Raw genomic sequence first — 18,966 nt, forward strand, 5'->3', positions numbered from 1 at the left:
AGGAGAAACTCTTGAAAGCTGTTAATTTATTTTTACTTGCCTCCATCATAGGGGTTGAACTCATACTAGGAATAGTTGTTGCACCAACAATTTTTTTTCCTCAAAATCTTATAGGAGAAGGAGTGTTGAGCCATTTTCAAAGTGGCTTAATGATGACGCAAATTTTTATTAAGATGGGATATTTGCTGATTTTTGTTTCAGTGGTTAATTTTTTATATGAAATTTATTCTCTTATAAAAGATGAAATGAAATTTCAAATAAAATTTTCAAAATTTATGCTGAGTTTGCTTATTTTGATTTTAAGCTTAATATTTGTTTTTTATTTTACTAATACCATAATTGAACTCCAAAACTTAGGCGAAAACACTACAAAAACTCAAGAATTTATCAGCATCCATAATGCAAGTGAAGTGGTGATTAAAATCATCTTGATAATGCAAGTTTTTTTATATTTCTTAAGCTTTAAAATAGCAAAAAAATGATAAAATATTAAATAAATCCAAAAGAGAAGGAGTAGGCCATGATGATCTCTGATGCAACTATAATGCAACAAAATTATTATTTAAATAATGCACAAAAAGCTAGCGATAAAGCTTTAGAAAATATTGCAGCTGTTCGCGCAATAAGTGGAGTTGATAGTGCTAATTTAGCTATTGCTGATTCTTTAAGATCTCAATCAAGCACTATAGATCAAGGTGTCGCAAATGCTTATGATGCTATAGGGGTTTTACAAATTGCAGATGCTAGCCTTACCAATATCTCTCAAAGCGCAGATAGACTTAATGAACTTTCAGTAAAAATGAACAATGCTGCACTTAATGATTCTCAAAAAGGAATGCTAAGAACAGAAGCAACACGCATACAAGAATCCATCAATGATTCTTTTAATAATGCAACTTATAATGGAAAAAATGTCTTTCAAACTATGAATTTTGTAGTAGGTAGCGGAACTGAAACTACAAATTTAAATCCATTAGCAACAGATGGATTAAGCATAGATAATCAAGATAGTATTACAAATTTTATGGATCAACTTGGAAGTTTAAGAAGTGAAATAGGCTCAGGTATCAATGCCATCACATCAAATATTAATGCAAGTGTTCAAAATAGCATCAACTCAAAAGCAGCTGAAAATAATTTACTAAATAATGACATGGCAAAAAATGTCAATGATTTTAATGCCAATTATCTAAAAGAAAATGCTGCTGCTTTTATTGCTGCGCAATCCAACATGCAGCTTCAAAGCAAAATTGCTAATTTATTACAATAAAATAAGCCCTAAATAGGGCTTATTTTTTATCAAAATGACTTTAGAGCAAATTTTAGAAAAAACCAAAAACGTTCGTCTTGTAGCCGCAAGCAAGTATGTCGATGCAAGTATAATTGAAAAGCTTTTTGATCAAGGTATAGTAGAATTTGGAGAAAATCAAGTCCAAGCTCTAGCACAAAAAAAAGAAAATCTTGATGAAAAAAAACTAGACATAAAGTGGCATTTTATAGGAACGCTACAAAGCAACAAAATCAATCTCTTAATCAAACAAAAACCTATATTATGGCACTCTTGCAATGGTATTAAAATAGCTAAAGCTATGGACAAAAGACTTGATTATAAATTAAATACTTTATTAGAAATCAATAGTGCAAATGAAAATAGCAAAAGCGGTCTAGATCCAAATCAAGCCGTAGAAGAATATTTACAAATACAAGAAGAATGCTCTAATTTAAATCTTTGTGGCGTAATGAGCATAGGATCACACAGCCAAGATAAAGAAAATATTATAAAAAGCTTTGAAACTACATTTAAAATTTATGAAATTCTTCAAAAACATGGGGCTAAGATTTGCTCTATGGGGATGAGTAATGATTTTGAAATTGCTATAAAATGCGGATCCAACTTGGTAAGACTCGGAAGCATTTTATTTAAAAATCTTAAGTAAAACAATCTTACTTAAGCATATTTATTAGAAATTTCCTCTACTATACTATCAGAGATAATAAAATCTGTATGATAAAGCAAGCAAGATCCCGCACTAATAACTTTTAAAACAAGTTTTTTATTATTTTTTTCATTAGGATTATGTGCATTTCTAGCAATTTCATGAATTTCATAGATTAATTCTCTATTCAATCTTGTCAAATCTAGCTCTATGATATTTTTTTCAAATTCCTTAGGTTCTGCGGTAAAATGATTTTCTTCTTTATTTTTAAAATCTTTTTTTGCTCCAAATTTTTTTATAGCTTTAATCTCGCCATCTTCAAGACTTTGCAAATCTTTAATTGCTTTTAAAAAAAAGCTAGGCTTCTCCCCTCCTTCAGCTTTAAATCCCAATACAAAACCATAGGCATTATTTTTTAAATTTTCATCTTTGATGATGTTTTCTATTTCTTCTACATTGCTTTCAAATACAGTAGCATCAAACGAAGAATAATAATCCAAAATTTCAATTCTACCATAACGCTTATTATTTTTACTCATCATGGATTTGAAATCTTCAATTTTACCTATACTTAAAATTTCTCCATTGTTTTTTAAACTTTCAAAATCTAAACTTTTAACATAATCTATGGCATTAATTTGTTCATAAAATCGATCTAAAGGATGGCCTGAAACATAAATTCCTAAAATTTCTTTTTCATATCCTAATTTTTCCATCACTTCAAATTCTTCATTTTTGGGAGTAAAATTTACTTGAACACCTGAAGTTAATTCCTCTTCACCAAAAAGAGAACTTGCAGCATTTTTTCTTACTTCAGCCATTTTACGCGATGCTTCGCTAAGATTTTCCATATTATCAAACAAAGCTTTTCTAGTAAAACCAAACTCATCAAAAGCCCCTGCCTTAATAAGACTTTCTAATGTTCTACGGTTTATTTTGGTGGGATCTATCTTACCTAAGAAATCATTAATATCCTTAAATTCTCCATCTTGTCTTGCTTCAAGTAAATTTTCAACTGCAGGAATACCCACACTTTTTATAGCCCCAAGTCCGTATATAATAGCATCCTTGCCATCTTGCTCTAAAGCACTAAATTCACGGATCGCTTTGTTAATCGATGGAGGTAAAAGTTTAATATTCATTTTTTTCATCTCATCAATATAAACAGCAATTTTATCCACATTGTTTTCTTCGCTTGTTAAAAGCGCTGCCATAAATTCACTAGGATAATAAGTTTTTAAATAAGCTGTTTGAAAAGTAATCAATGCATAAGCCGCAGAGTGAGATTTATTAAAACCATATCCTGCAAATTTTACGATAAGCTCCCATAAATCCTCAGCTTTTGCTCTATCATATCCTTGTTTTTCTGCTCCATCTGCAAAATCAGTTTTAAGCTTTTTCATCTTCTCAGGATCTTTTTTACCCATAGCACGACGCACTACATCAGCACCTCCTAAAGAAAAGCCACCTATAATTTGAACAATTTGCATAACCTGTTCTTGATAAACAATAACCCCATAAGTAGGCTCTAAAACCTTTTCTAAACTGTCAAAAGGATATTCTATACTTTTTAAACCATGCTTTCTGTCGATAAAATCATCAAGCATTCCTGATTCCATAGGGCCTGGACGATAAAGCGCAAGAACCGCAATGATATCTTCAAAACGCTCTGGTTTTAAGCGTGCATTTAAGCTTTGCATACCGCCTGATTCGATTTGAAAAATTCCCAAAGTATTTCCACTTTGTATGGTTTTATAAACTTTGCTATCATTTACATCTATAGTTTCCCAAATAATGTCTTTATTGTAACGCTTTTTAATAAGCTTGATCGCATTATTGATTACTGTTAAGGTTTTAAGACCTAAAAAGTCAAATTTTATCAAATCCACATCTTCTAAATGATCTTTAGAATACTGCGTTACCAAATGTCTTTCATCATTTTTACTTTGTCTAAAAAGCGGAGTTTTCTTCCATAAACTTTCATTAGAAATTACAACACCCGCTGCGTGCATACCAGCATTGCGATTTAATCCTTCCAAAGCTCTTGCATACTCCCAAACTTCAAGACCTTTAGGATGATGATCGATAAATTCTTTGATTTTAGGTTCTTTTTCATAAGCAGCATCAAGAGTGATTTTAAGCTCTTCAGGCACAAGTTTAGCAAGTTCATCAGCATCTTGAATACTCATATCACAAACTCTAGCCACATCACGAATCACCCCTTTAGCCAAAAGTTTACCAAAGGTAATCACCTGTGCAACCTTATCCGCTCCATATTTATCAATCACATAATCAATCACTTCAGCACGTCTGTCTTGACAAAAATCCACATCAATATCAGGCATGCTCACACGCTCAGGATTTAAAAAACGCTCAAAAAGTAGACTATAAGGAATAGGATCTAAATCCGTAATCCTTAAACAATAAGAAACCAAACTTCCTGCAGCTGATCCTCTTCCAGGGCCTACTGGAATACCTTTATCCTTAGCCACTTTAATAAAATCATGAACAATAAGCATATAACCTGAAAATTTCATATTTTTAATGATGTTAATTTCTACTTCAAGTCTTTGTTTGTATTCTTCATGCTTACTTTCATCGATAAATTTTAATCTCTCTTCAAGTCCTTTTTTACAAAGTTCTTCAAAAACCATGTCATCATTATCAAAGCTAAATTCTTTTGTTTCTTCAGGTAAGATAATATTATGATCTTTAGCATATTCTCTTGTAAATTTAAAATTCGGTGGAGTGGGATTGCCAAGATTAAGCTCTAAATTACATTTTTGTGCGATTTCTTGTGTATTTTCTATAGCTTCTGGAATATCTGCAAAAAGCTCACTCATCTGCTCAGGACTTTTAACATAAAATTCATGCACACTATGACGCATTCTATCAGGATCGTTAAGTTTTTTTCCCATGGCTATACACATAAAAACCTCATGGGCAGCCGCTCTTTCTTTAAAAGTATAATGCGTATCATTTGTAGCAATGATTTTTATATTTAATTCTTTAGAAAGTCTGATAATATCATCATCTATCATTCTTTGATCGCCTATACCATGACGCATGATTTCAAAATAAAAATCATCTTTAAAAACTTTTTTATACCATAACGCCGCTTCTTTTGCTGCTTCATAGCCTTTTGCACCAAAACGCACATTTCTTTCACTATAAGTATTTAAGTGCCAATTTACTTCACCTTGCAAGCAAGCAGAAGAGCAAATAAGACCTTCGCTATAATCTTCCAAAAGCTTTTTATTGATACGCGGATAATAATACAAACCTTTAATATAACTTTGAGAACTTAAATACATTAAATTTTGATATCCGATCTCATTTTTTGCATACAAACAAAGGTGAAAACGCTGACGAGAACTTTTATCATCTAATTCATCATGATTATGTAAATACGCTTCCATACCAATGATAGGTTTTAAACCTTGTGCTTTCATTGTTTGATAAAAATCAATTGCCCCAAACATATTTCCATGATCTGTCATAGCAACACTTGTAGCACCCTGCTCTTTTAAAGTCAAAGCTAATTCTTTAAGTTTATTTGCTCCATCAAGCAAAGAATATTCTGTATGTAAATGCAAGTGTGTAAATTGACTCATTTTCTTCCTTTAATTTTTTAAGGCTTATTTTAATTTTGATAAAAATTATAAATTTTTCTCGCTGAATTTGAAAGAAATTAGCCCTAAATTTCAACTTAAATTTGACAAAAAGGCAAAAATTCAGCCAAAATAAACTATAATAAAGTCTAAGATTTTAATCTTAATAAAAAGAACTTTTCAAAGGATGAAATGATGAAAGTAAAAATTGCTTATTGCAATCTTTGAAATTATCGCCCACAAGCTGCAAGGATTGCAGAAGAACTACAAAGCGATTTCAAAGATGTTGAAGTAGAATTTGAAATTGGCGGCAGAGGTGATTTTATCGTTGAAGTAGACGGAAAAGTTATCTTCTCTAAAACACAACTTATTAATTGCGAAAGTGAAAGATTTCCATATCAAAATGAAATTAATCAATTAATAAAAAATAGAGTGTAATCAAACACTCTATCATAACATTTTCTCATATTCCTTACCAATATATATGTTTTGCTCATACTCGATAATAGGACGCTTAATACAACTTGGATTTTCTAATACAATTTTTTCAAGTTCTTTTTCATTTAAATTTTTAACTTTTTCTTTGTTTAAGCCAAGTTTTTTAGAAGTTAATCCAGCAGTATTGATAAGTTCTTCAAAAGATTTTTGTTTTAACCATGTGTATAAAATATCTTGATTAATCTTTTTAATATCCATAAAATCAAACACAATACCTTTTTGTGTTAAAGCATCTATAGCTTTCTTTACAGAATTGCAATTTTTAATACCATAAAATTTCATTTTCTAGCCTTTTTTACCAAATCTGCGATTAAAAAAGCAAGTTCCAATGCTTGATCCGCATTAAGTCTTGGATCGCATTGAGTCTCATAACGATCTTCCAAGCTTTGAGCAGTAACATTGCTTGCACCACCTGTGCATTCTGTTACATCTTTCCCAGTCATTTCAAGATGCACTCCACCTGGATAAACCCCTTCGCTTATTGCAATCTCAAAAAAAGATCTCACTTCTTGCATAATTTTATCAAACTCACGTGTTTTAAAATTGCCTGCTTTTACCGTATTTCCATGCATAGGATCTATGCTATATACTAAATTTAAACCTTCACTTTTAAGTTTAGAGAAAATTTTTGGCAAATTATTGATAATTTTATCTGCACCCATGCGGATAATAATATTTAATCTTCCTTCTTCATTATTTGGATTTAAGACATTTGCTAAAGCTATGATATCATCAGCACTTGCACTAGGTCCTATTTTAACCCCTAAAGGATTTTTTACTCCACTTAAAAAATGCACATGAGCTTCATCAAGCGCCCTTGTTCTTTCACCTATCCAAAGCATGTGAGCTGAACAATCGTAAATTTCTCCACTTAAACTATCCACTCTAGTTAAAGCTTCTTCATAAGGCAAAAGTAAAGCTTCATGTGAAGTATAAACATTAACTTCTCTTAGACTTGGAGTATTACTTGTATTAATTCCACAAGCTTCCATAAAAGCTAAAGCTTGTGAAATTTTTTCACTGATATCAGTATATTGCTTATGGAGTTCACTCTTTTTTAAAAAGCCCAAATTCCAACGATGTACTTCATGTAAATCTGCTAAACCACCCTTAGCAAATCCACGCAACAAATTTAGCGTTGTTGCGCTTTGATAATAAGCTTCAAGCATTCTATGTGGATCAGGAATGCGTGCTTGTTCACTAAATTCAAAACCATTAATAATATCACCACGATAACTAGGAAGACTTATACCATCTAACTCTTCAAAATCACTACTTCTTGGCTTGGCAAACTGCCCTGCAATACGACCAATTTTTATAACAGGACATCCACCAGCAAATGTAAGTACTATAGCCATTTGAAGTAAAATTTTAAACATATCACGGATATTTACAGCGCCAAAATTTTCAAAACTTTCAGCGCAATCTCCACCTTGAAGTAAAAAAGCTTCTTTTTTACAAACTCTTGCTAAAGACTTTTGAAGATTTCTCACTTCTCCAGCAAAAACCAAAGGAGGAAGTTTCTCAAGTCTTGCTAAAACTCTATTCATTTCCTCTTGATCTGGATAGATAGGTTGCTGTTTTATAGGATAGTTTTTCCAAGAATTCTTAGCCCACATGGTTTTTTCTTTCGTTTTATTTATCAGCTTCCTCTATAAGTTGAATAACCAAAAGGAGAAAGGGTTATTGGAACATGATAATGTTTCTGATCTTTAGAAAGCTCAAAACTTACCTCTACAAAAGGATAAAAAGTATTTATTTTGTGTGATGTGTAATAGTCTTTTGTAAAAAATTTAAGCTTATAAATTCCAAAAGCCCTATTTTCAGCTTTTTCATATGGTAATAAATCTCCTATTCTACCATTTTCTTCGGTAAATTCTTCACTTACTTTTTTCCACTGTTGATTTGCTTCCAACTTATAAAGCTCAACTTTTACTTTAGGAGCAGGTTGTCCAGAAGTAATATCCAAGACATGAGTACTTAATTGATATTCAGTAGCACTCAAAAACATTGGCACGCTTGCTAGTATTAATAAAGTTTTTTTAATAGAAAACATTTTCTCTCCTTGTATAATATTTACAAGAAATATTATACAAGAGTATTATTAATAATTAAAATCAAATAAATAATAATTATAAATTAATTATAATTATTTAATTGTTAAACTTATAATAGAAAATAATTATAAATTATTTTTTAAGCTCTTTAATACGCGCTGCTTTACCACGTCTATCTCTTAAGTAGAATAATCTTGCACGGCGTACACGACCACGACGCAAAACAGTAATACTTTCTAAACTTTCACTATAAATAGGGAAAATTCTCTCAACGCCAACATTATTAGCGCCAATTTTACGCACGATAAAAGTTTCACTTACGCCATTACCTCTTCTAGTAATACAAATACCCTCAAAATTTTGGATTCTTGTTTTATCCCCTTCTTTAATGCGAATTGCAAGCTTTAAAGTATCACCAGCACGAAAATCTGGAACATTTTTACCTTCAATTTGTTTTGCTTCAAATTGTTCTATATATTTATTTTTCATAAAAAATCCCTTATTTTTTGCGTTCATGCTCTAAAAATAAATCTGGACGAAAAAATTTCGTTTTGCAAGACGCCAAAGTAGTTTTTAAACTTGCAATTCTAGCGTGATTACCCTTTAAAAACTCTGAAGGAGTATAAAATTTTTTATTTTTTTTCTCAAAAATAAAAGGTTTTGAAAAAGCAGGCGCTTCGAGTAAATTATTTTCAAAGCTTTCTTCTTTCAAACTTTCCATATTTCCTAAAACCCCATTAACATTTCTTAAAATCGCATCACACATTACAAGCGCAGGTAATTCTCCTCCTGTTAAAATAAAATCCCCTATACTAAAAATTTCATTCGCAAAAATTTCAAGCACTCTTTCATCTATACCTTCATAGCGCCCACATACAAAAACTATATGTTCTTTTTTACTTAAGCGTTTGGCGTCTTTTTGATTAAAGGTTTTACCACTTGGATTTAAAAAAATAAAATAGGGATTTTCTTTTTTTTCTTGAATACTTCTTAGCACCTCATACATAGGTTCAGCTTGCATCAAAAGTCCAGCTCCACCACCTATTTTATAATCATCGACTTTATGATAGGAATTTTTAGAAAAATCTCTTGGATTATAAAAATTAAGTTTGAAAAGTTTTTTTTCTTTTGCTCTTGCAAGTATAGAATCTTGAAAGTAAAATTCCATAAGATTAGGGAACAAAGAAACGAAGCTAAATTTCATGAATTTTCTAAAATTAAAAAAGCATCTTGCGTGCAAAAAATCTGTCGTTTTTCTATATCTATATTTTTAACAAATTTATCTAAATATGGAATAAAAAATATTTTAGGATATTTTTTTTCAACCCATTTTTCATCACTTTGAATTTCAAATAAATAAGAAGCTCCAGTTTCCAAGATATCAACCACTTTACCTAATCTTTTATCTTCTTCAAAAACTTCACACTCTAAAATATCAAAATAAAAAAACTCATCTTTTTTTAATTTACAAGTTTGTCTGCTTTTCTCGATACTCTGAAAAAGAATAAGATTAGTTAATTCTTTGGCCTTTTCTATATCTTCATAATTTTCAAATAAAACAGTAGAATTGTTTGCATTATAATGCTTAATCTTTAACATTTCTTTGGTGTTTTTTATAAAAAAAGTAGCATCTTTTTTAAATTGAGAAGAAAAGTCGCTCAGGTTATGCAATTTTACATAACCCTTAAGACCCACAGTTTTACCAAGTTTTGCAACTTGAACAAAATCTTTTTCACTCAAGTGCTTTTACCGTTACTCTATAAGAACTTGCATCCTTGCTCTTATAAGCAGAGATTACGGTTTTTATAGCATTGATCATTTTTCCATTTTTACCTATAAGCTTACCTGTATCAACCTTATGTGCAAAAAGAACAATCTCAAAAAAATTTTCACTTAATTCAATTTTTTGAGTATCAATCTGTTCAGGATAATCTGCAATTAATTTTGCGTATTCTCTAAGAAAATTCTCTACCATGATTATTTGCTAGTGATAGAAGCAACTTTATCGCTAAGTTTTGCACCAACACTTTTCCAATAAGCTAAACGCTCTGCATCAACTTTAATTACCTCAGGTTCTACCATAGGATTATAATACCCAATACTTTCTATCCAACCACCATCACGACGTTTTCTACTGTCTGTAACTACAATACGATAAAATGGTCTTTTGGTTCTACCCATTCTTGTAAGTCTAATAACTGTCATTTATACTCCTTAAAAATTAAAAATTTTATTTATAGATACTATAAAAAGTATTTATAAATAAAATTTAAAATTGCCTTCTAGCTTGACTCATCATCTGTGTTAAACTTTCCATTCCTTTTTTACCTGAAAATCTTTTTGCAAGTTTTGCTGCATTGCTAAATTGTTTTAAAAAACGATTGACTTCTACCTGAGAAAGACCTGCTCCCTCTGCTATACGACGCTTTCTAGCATTATTTAATAAATCAGGATTTTCTCTTTCTTTTGGAGTCATTGAAGAAATCATTGCTTTAATGCGTATGATTTCTTTAGAATTATCCAAATCTATATCTTTTACCACATTTGCCATTCCGCTAAGTCCTGGTATCATACCGATTAAAGACTTCATACTTCCTAATTTTTTAATACTTTCCATTTGATTAAGAAAATCATTAAAATTAAATTCACCTTTTTTAATTTTTTGATTGAGTTTTTTAGCCTCTTTTTCATCAATAATCGCAGCAGTTTTTTCAGCTAAAGTTGCCAAATCACCCTCACCCATAATACGACTTACTATACGATCTGGTATAAAAACTTCTAAATCTGCTACTTTTTCACCCACACCAATAAATCTTAAAGGAATACCGATTTGTTTTGCTATACCTAAGGCTACTCCACCTTTAGTATCTGCATCAAATTTTGATAAAATTACCCCACTGATACCTAAAACTTCATTAAAACTAGCAGCGGTCTTAACCCCATCTTGACCACTCATTGCATCAGCAACATAAAAAATCTCATCAGGATTTAAGACATCCTTAACTGCTCTTAACTCATCCATCAAAGCTTCATCTATAGCCAAACGTCCAGCAGTATCCACAAGCAAAACATCCACCATAGAACTTTCAGCCTTTTTTAAAGCCTCTTTAGCAACCCTAATAGGATCTTTTTCATTTTCTATGAAGAAAAGTTCAATTTCGTTAGCTTCACAAAGTTGTCTTAGTTGCTCCACTGCTGCTAAACGCTGCAAATCACAAGCTGCAACTAAAACTTTTTTATTGCGTAATTTTAAATAATTTGCGAGTTTGATAGTGCTTGTAGTCTTACCGCCTCCTTGCAAACCTGCCATTAGAACTACTGTTGGGGGTTTAGAAGTAAAAACAAAACCTTGATTCTTACCATTGACACTTAAAATATTTTCTAAATTTATTTTAATGGCATTTAAAAATTGTTTTTGACCTATGCCATTTTGTTTTACATCTTCTTCTATTAAAGTCAAAAGCTCTTTAGTTATCTTATGATGAACATCTGCTTTTAAAAGAGCTTTTTTTAAGGTTTCTAAAGCGTTCTTAAGTGCTTTTTCATCATCAACAAAACGTAATTTATTAATCGCTGATTTAAAAGATTCGCTGACTAACTCAAACACTTTATCACCTTTCTATAAAATTTTTAAATTAAACCTTGCATTATACAAAATTTTTTCTTAAATGGCTTTAAAAATCTAAATTTTTTATCTCAAAGCCAACTTTTGCAAAACTATTATCTAGCTCAGCCTTAAAATAATAATCAAAAATTTTAATTTCATAACTATGTAAATACATTCTATCGCTTGAAATTTTAGCATATTTTTCATCACCTACAACGCCATGTTTTATAAATTTAGCATGCACTCTGATTTGATGAGTTCTACCTGTTTGAATGACTATTTTTGCTAAGGTTTTTTTTGACTGCATCATGATAGGAGTAATGATACTTAAGGCACTTAAACCATCTTTTGAAACTTTACTTAATGCCCCACCTTTTACTTTTATAGTAAAAATAGGTTCATTCACTTCAACCTCTTCAGCCAAAACCCCATCTAAAACCGCAATATAACTTTTATAAACCCTGTGTTTTTTAAATTCTTCTATACAAAGCTTTCTAAAATCTTCATCTTTACAAAGCAAAATCACACCACTTGTTTCTTTGTCTAAACGATTTAAAAGCTTGGCATTAAATTTTTTCTCTAAATCTTCACTCACATAAGCATAAGGTTTATTAATAGCAATAATCTTATCATCTTCAAAAATAATTTGAGGATTTTTAGCTTTTATCACATTAAATCTTGCCTTATCGCTCATCAAAGCTCTAGCAACCACAACTTTTTTTCCATGTGAAAAAACACAACCCTTATCAATCAAATCTTTAGCTTCACGATTTGAAATTTTTTCTTGCAAAGCTAAGAGTTTATAAGCTTTTTCTTGCATCAATTCCCTTTTGTATAGTTTGTATGATAAGATCTAAATTTTCTTTTTTGGAAATTTTAGCTTTTAAATTTAAATAATGAATTTTATCATTTAAATCTTTTAATTTTTCACAAAAATATACATTTTCCACTTCTTCAAACAAAACCTTTTGATTGTGAATAAATTTCCCACTGATTAATACATTGTTAAAATATGCCGCTTCTATAGGATTATGTCCTCCTATGCCTTCTATGAAAGAACCTCCAAGCACAACAACATCAGAAATTGCATAAAAATTTACAAGCTCCCCTAAAGCATCTAAAAGCAAAATTTTTTTAGAAAATTTCTTATTTTCATCTTTTAAAGAACTAAATTTTTCAAATTCTAAACCTTTGTTTAAAAGCAAATTTTCAACTTCTTTAAAACGTTCAGGGTGTCGTGGGGCGATAATGAGTTTTTCATTTTCTTCTAGTTTAAAATGATCAAGCAAAAGCTCTTCTTCATCCTTATGAGTACTGGCAAAAATGATAAGTTTTTCCTTAGGTTTGGTATAAATTTTATTATTTTTAATTTCTAAATTTGCCTTAATATTTTTAAAAATTTTAACATTTTTAGCTCCCAAACTTTCAAGTCTTACTTTATCTAATTCACTTTGAGCAAAAACTTCATCAATATAAGAAAAAATTTTTTTATAAAAAAAAGAAAATCTTTGATAAGAATGATAAGATTTATCAGATATTCTCGCATTAAGCAAAATAATCTTAGCCTTATAAATACGTGCCATAAAAACAAGCATAAGCCAATATTCTGCTTCAAAAATTACCAAAACCTTACAAGGATTAAACCAAAAAGGCAAAAAATTTTCAAAAGCAAGATAATTTACCTTTTTACAAAATTCTTTTGCACATTCAAAACCTGTTTGAGTAATAGTAGTTATTCTTGAATCAAATTTCAAAACCAAAGCTTTAATACTTCTTACCTCCCCGTAAGAACAAGCATGAAAATGTACATCAGCTTTTTCTTGATGTAAATTTTTATAAAGAAAAAATCGAGATTTTAAACTAATTTTGTATTTGGATTTTAAAAAAGAAAGCAAAAGAATAAAGACGGCACAAAATAAAAATGCCGTCCAAGTTAAAAAATAATAAAAAAAGATCAATTTTGTTCTTCTTGCTCTTTATAAAGAATTCTTCCGCAATGAGGGCAAGTTACAATCTCTTCACCTTTTACAACGGACAGATAAGTCTTATCGTAAATTTTCATAAAACATCCATAGCATGCTTGTTTTTTAACAGGAACTACAGCAGTATTCTTCGCCCATTTGCGAATTTTCTCATAAAAACTTAAAACTTTTTGATTCATCTCACTCACAAGTTTAGTTTTTTTATCATAAACACTCATTCTATCTTTTTCAAGAACTTCCATTTCAGATTTAATGCTTACTCTAATCTCGTTAATATTTTGCTCTTGTTTGATTTTTTCTTCTTCAAGTTCTTTTTTATAAGTTTCTTTATTCTCCAAAATTTTATCTAGTCTTACAATCTCATCATTTGCAGCGTCTAATTGTTCTTTTGCAATATCTTCTTCAATTTTTAAAGCATTAGCTTCTTTTTCTGTTTTTACCGCACCACTTTTTTTAGAAAGATCTTTAATTTTTGCTGAAAACTCGGAAATATGAGCATTATTTTGTATTTTTTGATTTTCTATATCTTTGATTTCTTCATCGATTTTTTCTAAATCTGCGTTGATTTTTTCTATTTTTAACTCAGCATCTTTTAAAGTCTTATTAATACTGTCTATTTTTGGTTCATAACTATCAATTTCTTGATCTATTTTTGATAAAAGCACTAATTGTTCGAGATATTTATTCATTTATTTTCCTTAAAAATATTGAAATGGATTTTTTGAAACTGTTATTATAACTTGTAGCGGCAAATTTTTCAAGTCTTTTGCTAAACATTGAGAAAAATATCTCTCACTTTCAAAATGACCCAAATCAATAAGACTGATTTGATTACTAAGCGCCTCTAAAGCTTGATGATATTTAAAATCTCCACTTAAAAAACAATCCGCATCTACTTTAGAAATTAAATCCCCGCCACTTCCAGTACATATAGCAATGCGCTTAATGTCTTTTTTGCCACAATCACTTACACGTAAAATTTGCAAATTTAACTTTTTTTTCACCCAGTCACACAAAGCTTCAAAAGACATAGAATTTTCCACATAAATTAAAAATTCATCTTTAAAAGAAATTTTAAAACCTAAAATTTCTTCCGTAAAATAAGTATTTAAATGACTTAAATCGTAATTTGTATGCATACTGATTAAAGAAATATTTTTATAAATCATTTCTTTGATAAAAGCCCTAGGATAAGTCTTGTCATATAAATCTTTTAAACCTTTAAATATCAAAGGATGGTGTGTGATAATTAAAGAATTTTCACTCGCTTCTTTAATGATATTTTCATCAATATCTAAGCTTAAATAAACAATTGAAATTTCACTATCCCTATCTCCAAGCAAAATTCCACTATTATCCCATGATTCTTGGATATCAAAGGGACTTAATTGATCTAAAAAATTATAAATTTCACTCAGCTTCATTTAAATTTTTCTTATAAATTTCAGCACAATTTTTTGAAAGTTCACGAATTTTTAACATATAATCTTGTCTTTGTGCTACAGAAATTGCTCCTCTTGCATCTAAAAGATTAAAAGTATGTGCAGCAAGCATACAATAATCATAAGCAGGTAAAGCTAGTCCTTGTTCTAAAATATTTTTACATTCTTTGTAAGAATTTTCAAACTGCTCATTTAAGATTTTAACATCACTTACTTCAAAATTGTATTTACTAAATTCATATTCACTTTGCTTATGCACATCTGCGTATTTAATTTTTTCTCCATTAAATTCACTCCAAACTATATCATAAACATTATCAACATTTTGAAGATACATGGCTATTCTTTCAAGACCATAGGTAATTTCAACACTTACTAAATCTACTGCTATACCGCCAACTTGCTGAAAATAAGTAAATTGAGTAACTTCCATACCATCAAGCCATACTTCCCAGCCTAAACCCCAAGCACCCAAACTTGGACTCTCCCAATTATCTTCAACAAAACGAATATCATGACTTTTTAAATCAAAACCCAAATTTTCAAGACTTTTAAGATATAATTCTTGGATATTATCAGGACTAGGTTTAATCAAAACTTGAAATTGATAATAAGCACCTAAGCGATTAGGATTTTCACCATAACGTCCATCAGTAGGCCTTCTACTTGGAGCCACATAAGCAGCTGCCCAAGGTTTTTTTCCTAAACTTCTTAAAAAAGTTGCTGGATGAAAGGTTCCTGCACCTGCTGGCATATCATAAGGTTGCATAATCGCACAGCCTTGCTCTTGCCAATAATTTTGTAAATTAAGTATCATTTGTGAAAAAGTCATTGTATCTCTCTTTATTGTTCCATATTTTCAATAGGTTTTTCTAAATTTTTATTCATTTCCAAATCAGGCTCTGTCTTAGCTCCAAAAATTTCTGCAGTTTTACTCCACATTAATTTATATTTACGCTTGAGAAATTCTATCTCTTCACGCGCATGTTTTAACTCATTGTTTAAGGTTTCTATAGTTTTTCTATCTTCATCATAAAGCTCTTGCATAGAATAAAGGGCATCTTTTAAAAATTTATTTTCATTTTTTAATGCTTCAAGTGTTTCATCTTTAGCATCTAAAACTTTTTCATGTAAATTTAAAATAGTTCCTATTGTTTTTTCAACAAAACTTTCTCCTGCTAAAGTCATTGAATTTACCATTGCAGTTTGAGATTTTGCAGAACTAGGCACTACACTAAAAGTACCTTGATGAGCTTCGATGTAAATTTTACCCTCTTCTTCTTTAAAATTTAAAGCCCCATTGGCCATCATACCCTTAACCACATCTTCATTTAAATGCACAAGTTTACAAAATTCTTCAAGTTCAAGATAGGTTTGCATTTTTATCCCTTATAATAAAACTTCTACTTCTTTTGAATCAGATACAAGTTTTTTTTCTTTTTCAAGACGATCTTCTTTAAGCTTTTGTGCTAAATCAACATCATAAATAGCTAAAATTTGCATAGCCAAATAAGCAGCATTGATTGCTCCAGCCTTACCAATAGCTAAAGTTCCTACAGGAATTCCACTAGGCATTTGCACCGTAGAAAACAAAGAATCCATACTTGCAAGATTACTTCCTGGCATAGGCACTCCTAAAACAGGTTTTGTTGTATAAGCTGCAACAGCTCCAGCTAAATGCGCTGCCATTCCAGCTGCTGCTATAAAAACCTTCACACCTTTTTCTTCAGCATTTGCAATATACTCTTTTGTTCTTTTTGGACTACGATGAGCTGATGAGATGATAAGTTCATACTTTACACCAAAACTTTCTAAAGTTTTAGCAGCCTCTTTCATAGTCTCATAATCACTCTTGCTTCCCATTAAAATAGAAACAAAATTCATCTATATTTCCTTTCTTAAAAAACTTAATGCACTGATTTTATTTGGTAATTGGATTTCATGTTCATTACCGCTATGAATTTCGCTAAATTCTTTATTGTTTTTAGCAATAAGTTTTTTAAACTCTATAAAATATTTACCCTCTTTTTGATAAATTTTACCTAGTTCATTATTGCAAGTTTGAATCACATCGCCTAAAGGGGTTAAAATTTCATAAGGCGTGTTTAAAACGATTTTCCCTTTACATTTAAAAAATCTTCCATCTTCGCTTATAGCATGCACTTGATGAGAACCTTCTTCTATGCTTGTATTATGATTTTGTGTGTCGGTTTTTTCTAAAGGACGCGAAACAAGATAGCCATCTGTAAAACCACGATTTTTAAGTGTAGCAATCTCTTTTTCATACTTACTTGACTCAAATTTACCCTCTAAAGCATCTTGTATGGCCATTTTATAAGTCCTTGTTGTAAGCGCAACATAATATTCGCTTTTAGTACGCCCTTCTATTTTAAAAGCACTGATACAATTTTCTTGCATGATTTTTTCTATATAAGAACAAAGATTTAAATCTTTAGAATTAAAAATATGAGTACCATTTTCATCTTCTTCTAAACGAAATAAAGTGCCATTTTCTGGATTTTTAGCATAAAGCTCATAATTAAATCTACAATCATTTGCACAAGATCCACGATTGCTCATTCTTCCACTTTGCACAGAGCTTATTAAACAACGCCCAGAATAAGCAAAACACATCGAACCATGCACAAAAGCTTCAAGTTCAATATCGCAATTTTCCTTTAAAGCTTTAGCGTCTTTAAGCCCTAATTCTCTGGCAATTACAACCCTTTTAGCACCCATATCCTTATAAACTTGAGCATCTAAATAATTTAAAATATTTGCCTGAGTAGAAACATGTAAAGAAATTTCAGGTGCAAGTTCTTTAACAAGACGCATAGCTCCAACAGAAGCTACAATAAAAGCATCAGGTTTCATCTCACGCAATTTTAAAATATGTCTTTTTAAACCTTCAATTTGAGAACTCAAATGAAAACCATTTAAAGTAACATAAATTTTCTTACCACGCTCATGAGTATATTTGATAGCTTCTTCAAAACTTTCATAATTAAATTCTCTTGCAGTGCGTGATCTTAAAGAAAAATTATTCACACCCGCATAAACCGCATCTGCGCCATAAGCTAAAGCAATTTTTAATTTTGTGAAATTTCCTGCAGGAGCTACTATTTCAGGAATGATCATTTTTGCCCTAAACTTGCAATTAAAGCTTCTATATCATCATTACTTACAACATCAGCAGTACCATCACCTTCAATATGCACTGCAGAACTTACACGTTTTTTATCATCAATTTTACCTTCAAATAAGGAACTCATATAACGGCTTAAAGCACGCATTACATTAATAACACGTTCGATTTTTTGACGATGTATATCTTGATACTGCATTGCATCCATTGCCATCATCACTTCATCTTGTCCGCTTTGAAGATTTCCGACAATCTCCTTAGAACTTTTTTTAGCTTGATTGTTTAATTCTAAAGCTTCACTGAAACTTTCCACATTAGGAAATTTTTCACTAAGTTTAGAAAAAATATCAATATTTTTTTCTATTGCTTTATTTATCTCTTTGAGTAAACTTTCAGAATCCGCAAAAAAATTATTAATACTTTCAAGCTTATCCATCATTTCCGTTGCTTTAAGCTCGCTATCTTTTGTAACATCATCTAACTGATGTACAACCTTATGCTCCTGATTTGGTGGGGGTGGTGGCCATACCACGCTAGGATTAGGTTTGTAATCAGCTATTTTGACATCTTCTAACATCAAAGCATCTTCTTCGGTATTCGATTCTTCGGTTTTTACCTCTGCTTCTGTCTCTGAATCAAGATCAACATCACCATTCATCAAAGCATCAAGCTCTTCTTGAGTCATTT

At 30.5% G+C, this 18,966-nt stretch carries 23 protein-coding genes; 4 read left to right on the forward strand and 19 right to left on the reverse strand.

What is annotated here, in order from left to right; all coding sequences use genetic code 11:
- Window positions 1-11: 11 nt before the first annotated feature.
- From AJ889_RS02885 to AJ889_RS02895, 3 genes are read left to right on the forward strand one after another with little or no spacing between them, the layout of a single operon-like run.
- Window positions 12-482 (forward strand): DUF4149 domain-containing protein, encoded by a 471-nt coding sequence (locus AJ889_RS02885; protein ID WP_002852276.1) that lies wholly within the window; start codon window positions 12-14, stop codon window positions 480-482.
- Window positions 483-520: 38 nt separating this feature from the next.
- Complete coding sequence (flaC, locus tag AJ889_RS02890; RefSeq protein WP_002852202.1) at window positions 521-1,270, forward strand: flagellin C; 750 nt, start codon at window positions 521-523, stop codon at window positions 1,268-1,270.
- 34 nt (window positions 1,271-1,304) lie between these two features.
- A complete protein-coding gene (locus AJ889_RS02895; protein WP_002852054.1) occupies window positions 1,305-1,937 on the forward strand; it encodes a YggS family pyridoxal phosphate-dependent enzyme in 633 nt (210 codons plus the stop codon).
- A gap of 11 nt (window positions 1,938-1,948) precedes the next feature.
- Here the strand turns inward: AJ889_RS02895 and dnaE are convergent, their stop codons facing one another.
- Complete coding sequence (dnaE, locus tag AJ889_RS02900; protein ID WP_032584661.1) at window positions 1,949-5,551, reverse strand: DNA polymerase III subunit alpha; 3,603 nt, start codon at window positions 5,549-5,551, stop codon at window positions 1,949-1,951.
- A gap of 192 nt (window positions 5,552-5,743) precedes the next feature.
- Here dnaE and AJ889_RS09150 point away from each other — a divergent pair, with 192 nt between their 5' ends.
- Window positions 5,744-5,986 (forward strand): SelT/SelW/SelH family (seleno)protein, encoded by a 243-nt coding sequence (locus AJ889_RS09150; RefSeq protein WP_257225505.1) that lies wholly within the window; start codon window positions 5,744-5,746, stop codon window positions 5,984-5,986.
- Window positions 5,987-5,998: 12 nt separating this feature from the next.
- On the opposite strand, the gene AJ889_RS02905 is transcribed toward AJ889_RS09150, so the two are convergent.
- From AJ889_RS02905 to AJ889_RS02990, 18 genes are all read right to left on the reverse strand, one after another.
- Complete coding sequence (locus AJ889_RS02905; RefSeq protein WP_002859623.1) at window positions 5,999-6,328, reverse strand: ArsC/Spx/MgsR family protein; 330 nt, start codon at window positions 6,326-6,328, stop codon at window positions 5,999-6,001.
- Window positions 6,325-7,665, reverse strand: coding sequence for a class II 3-deoxy-7-phosphoheptulonate synthase (locus tag AJ889_RS02910; protein ID WP_032584663.1), 1,341 nt, complete (start codon window positions 7,663-7,665; stop codon window positions 6,325-6,327). Before AJ889_RS02910 ends, AJ889_RS02905 begins: the two co-directional genes overlap by 4 nt.
- Before the next feature lie 23 nt (window positions 7,666-7,688).
- The gene (gene uraH / locus AJ889_RS02915) at window positions 7,689-8,102 is read right to left on the reverse strand and encodes a hydroxyisourate hydrolase (RefSeq protein WP_002852246.1); all 414 of its coding nucleotides are present in this window, start codon (window positions 8,100-8,102) and stop codon (window positions 7,689-7,691) included.
- A 133-nt stretch (window positions 8,103-8,235) separates the two neighbouring features.
- Window positions 8,236-8,592 carry a 50S ribosomal protein L19 gene (gene rplS / locus AJ889_RS02920; protein ID WP_032584665.1) on the reverse strand — a complete coding sequence of 119 codons (357 nt, stop codon included), beginning with the start codon at window positions 8,590-8,592 and terminating at the stop codon, window positions 8,236-8,238.
- Window positions 8,593-8,602: 10 nt separating this feature from the next.
- Window positions 8,603-9,307, reverse strand: coding sequence for a tRNA (guanosine(37)-N1)-methyltransferase TrmD (trmD, locus tag AJ889_RS02925; RefSeq protein ID WP_002885710.1), 705 nt, complete (start codon window positions 9,305-9,307; stop codon window positions 8,603-8,605).
- Window positions 9,304-9,843 carry a ribosome maturation factor RimM gene (rimM, locus tag AJ889_RS02930; RefSeq protein WP_002852323.1) on the reverse strand — a complete coding sequence of 180 codons (540 nt, stop codon included), beginning with the start codon at window positions 9,841-9,843 and terminating at the stop codon, window positions 9,304-9,306. Before rimM ends, trmD begins: the two co-directional genes overlap by 4 nt.
- Entirely contained in the window at window positions 9,836-10,078 is a 243-nt protein-coding gene (locus AJ889_RS02935; protein ID WP_002852144.1) for a KH domain-containing protein, read from the reverse strand. Before AJ889_RS02935 ends, rimM begins: the two co-directional genes overlap by 8 nt.
- A 2-nt stretch (window positions 10,079-10,080) precedes the next feature.
- Window positions 10,081-10,308, reverse strand: coding sequence for a 30S ribosomal protein S16 (gene rpsP / locus AJ889_RS02940; RefSeq protein WP_002852274.1), 228 nt, complete (start codon window positions 10,306-10,308; stop codon window positions 10,081-10,083).
- A 64-nt stretch (window positions 10,309-10,372) separates the two neighbouring features.
- On the reverse strand, window positions 10,373-11,710 hold the full coding sequence (gene ffh / locus AJ889_RS02945; RefSeq protein WP_032584666.1) for a signal recognition particle protein: 1,338 nt from the start codon (window positions 11,708-11,710) through the stop codon (window positions 10,373-10,375).
- 67 nt (window positions 11,711-11,777) lie between these two features.
- The gene (locus tag AJ889_RS02950; RefSeq protein WP_002876293.1) at window positions 11,778-12,530 is read right to left on the reverse strand and encodes an RluA family pseudouridine synthase; all 753 of its coding nucleotides are present in this window, start codon (window positions 12,528-12,530) and stop codon (window positions 11,778-11,780) included.
- Complete coding sequence (waaA, locus tag AJ889_RS02955) at window positions 12,511-13,668, reverse strand: lipid IV(A) 3-deoxy-D-manno-octulosonic acid transferase (RefSeq protein ID WP_002876292.1); 1,158 nt, start codon at window positions 13,666-13,668, stop codon at window positions 12,511-12,513. The genes AJ889_RS02950 and waaA overlap by 20 nt, the downstream gene beginning before the upstream one ends.
- Complete coding sequence (locus AJ889_RS02960) at window positions 13,665-14,381, reverse strand: zinc ribbon domain-containing protein (protein ID WP_002860025.1); 717 nt, start codon at window positions 14,379-14,381, stop codon at window positions 13,665-13,667. Before AJ889_RS02960 ends, waaA begins: the two co-directional genes overlap by 4 nt.
- A gap of 9 nt (window positions 14,382-14,390) precedes the next feature.
- Window positions 14,391-15,116, reverse strand: coding sequence for a Nif3-like dinuclear metal center hexameric protein (locus tag AJ889_RS02965; RefSeq protein WP_032584667.1), 726 nt, complete (start codon window positions 15,114-15,116; stop codon window positions 14,391-14,393).
- On the reverse strand, window positions 15,103-15,966 hold the full coding sequence (gene glyQ / locus AJ889_RS02970) for a glycine--tRNA ligase subunit alpha (protein WP_002860023.1): 864 nt from the start codon (window positions 15,964-15,966) through the stop codon (window positions 15,103-15,105). Before glyQ ends, AJ889_RS02965 begins: the two co-directional genes overlap by 14 nt.
- A gap of 11 nt (window positions 15,967-15,977) precedes the next feature.
- On the reverse strand, window positions 15,978-16,514 hold the full coding sequence (locus AJ889_RS02975; protein ID WP_002852251.1) for a DUF3972 domain-containing protein: 537 nt from the start codon (window positions 16,512-16,514) through the stop codon (window positions 15,978-15,980).
- A gap of 9 nt (window positions 16,515-16,523) precedes the next feature.
- Entirely contained in the window at window positions 16,524-17,018 is a 495-nt protein-coding gene (gene purE, locus AJ889_RS02980) for a 5-(carboxyamino)imidazole ribonucleotide mutase (RefSeq protein ID WP_002860021.1), read from the reverse strand.
- A complete protein-coding gene (locus AJ889_RS02985) occupies window positions 17,019-18,272 on the reverse strand; it encodes a peptidase U32 family protein (protein ID WP_002934682.1) in 1,254 nt (417 codons plus the stop codon).
- Complete coding sequence (locus AJ889_RS02990; protein WP_002859609.1) at window positions 18,269-18,964, reverse strand: hypothetical protein; 696 nt, start codon at window positions 18,962-18,964, stop codon at window positions 18,269-18,271. Before AJ889_RS02990 ends, AJ889_RS02985 begins: the two co-directional genes overlap by 4 nt.
- Between the last annotated feature and the right edge of the window lie 2 nt (window positions 18,965-18,966).

Origin of the sequence: Campylobacter sp. BCW_6468, from assembly GCF_001762865.1 — a bacterium.
Taxonomy (GTDB): Bacteria; Campylobacterota; Campylobacteria; order Campylobacterales; family Campylobacteraceae; genus Campylobacter_D; species Campylobacter_D jejuni.

Excerpts from the sequence above, each read along its gene's own strand:
- flaC (WP_002852202.1), top strand. The coding sequence starts at position 521 with ATGATGATCTCTGATGCAACTATAATGCAACAAAATTATTATTTAAAT.
- AJ889_RS02895 (WP_002852054.1), top strand. The coding sequence starts at position 1,305 with ATGACTTTAGAGCAAATTTTAGAAAAAACCAAAAACGTTCGTCTTGTA.
- dnaE (WP_032584661.1), bottom strand. The coding sequence starts at position 5,551 with ATGAGTCAATTTACACACTTGCATTTACATACAGAATATTCTTTGCTT.
- AJ889_RS02905 (WP_002859623.1), bottom strand. The coding sequence starts at position 6,328 with ATGAAATTTTATGGTATTAAAAATTGCAATTCTGTAAAGAAAGCTATA.
- AJ889_RS02910 (WP_032584663.1), bottom strand. The coding sequence starts at position 7,665 with ATGTGGGCTAAGAATTCTTGGAAAAACTATCCTATAAAACAGCAACCT.
- uraH (WP_002852246.1), bottom strand. The coding sequence starts at position 8,102 with ATGTTTTCTATTAAAAAAACTTTATTAATACTAGCAAGCGTGCCAATG.
- rplS (WP_032584665.1), bottom strand. The coding sequence starts at position 8,592 with ATGAAAAATAAATATATAGAACAATTTGAAGCAAAACAAATTGAAGGT.
- trmD (WP_002885710.1), bottom strand. The coding sequence starts at position 9,307 with ATGAAATTTAGCTTCGTTTCTTTGTTCCCTAATCTTATGGAATTTTAC.
- AJ889_RS02935 (WP_002852144.1), bottom strand. The coding sequence starts at position 10,078 with ATGGTAGAGAATTTTCTTAGAGAATACGCAAAATTAATTGCAGATTAT.
- rpsP (WP_002852274.1), bottom strand. The coding sequence starts at position 10,308 with ATGACAGTTATTAGACTTACAAGAATGGGTAGAACCAAAAGACCATTT.
- AJ889_RS02950 (WP_002876293.1), bottom strand. The coding sequence starts at position 12,530 with ATGCAAGAAAAAGCTTATAAACTCTTAGCTTTGCAAGAAAAAATTTCA.
- AJ889_RS02960 (WP_002860025.1), bottom strand. The coding sequence starts at position 14,381 with ATGAATAAATATCTCGAACAATTAGTGCTTTTATCAAAAATAGATCAA.
- AJ889_RS02965 (WP_032584667.1), bottom strand. The coding sequence starts at position 15,116 with ATGAAGCTGAGTGAAATTTATAATTTTTTAGATCAATTAAGTCCCTTT.
- glyQ (WP_002860023.1), bottom strand. The coding sequence starts at position 15,966 with ATGACTTTTTCACAAATGATACTTAATTTACAAAATTATTGGCAAGAG.
- AJ889_RS02975 (WP_002852251.1), bottom strand. The coding sequence starts at position 16,514 with ATGCAAACCTATCTTGAACTTGAAGAATTTTGTAAACTTGTGCATTTA.
- purE (WP_002860021.1), bottom strand. The coding sequence starts at position 17,018 with ATGAATTTTGTTTCTATTTTAATGGGAAGCAAGAGTGATTATGAGACT.
- AJ889_RS02985 (WP_002934682.1), bottom strand. The coding sequence starts at position 18,272 with ATGATCATTCCTGAAATAGTAGCTCCTGCAGGAAATTTCACAAAATTA.
- AJ889_RS02990 (WP_002859609.1), bottom strand. The coding sequence starts at position 18,964 with ATGACTCAAGAAGAGCTTGATGCTTTGATGAATGGTGATGTTGATCTT.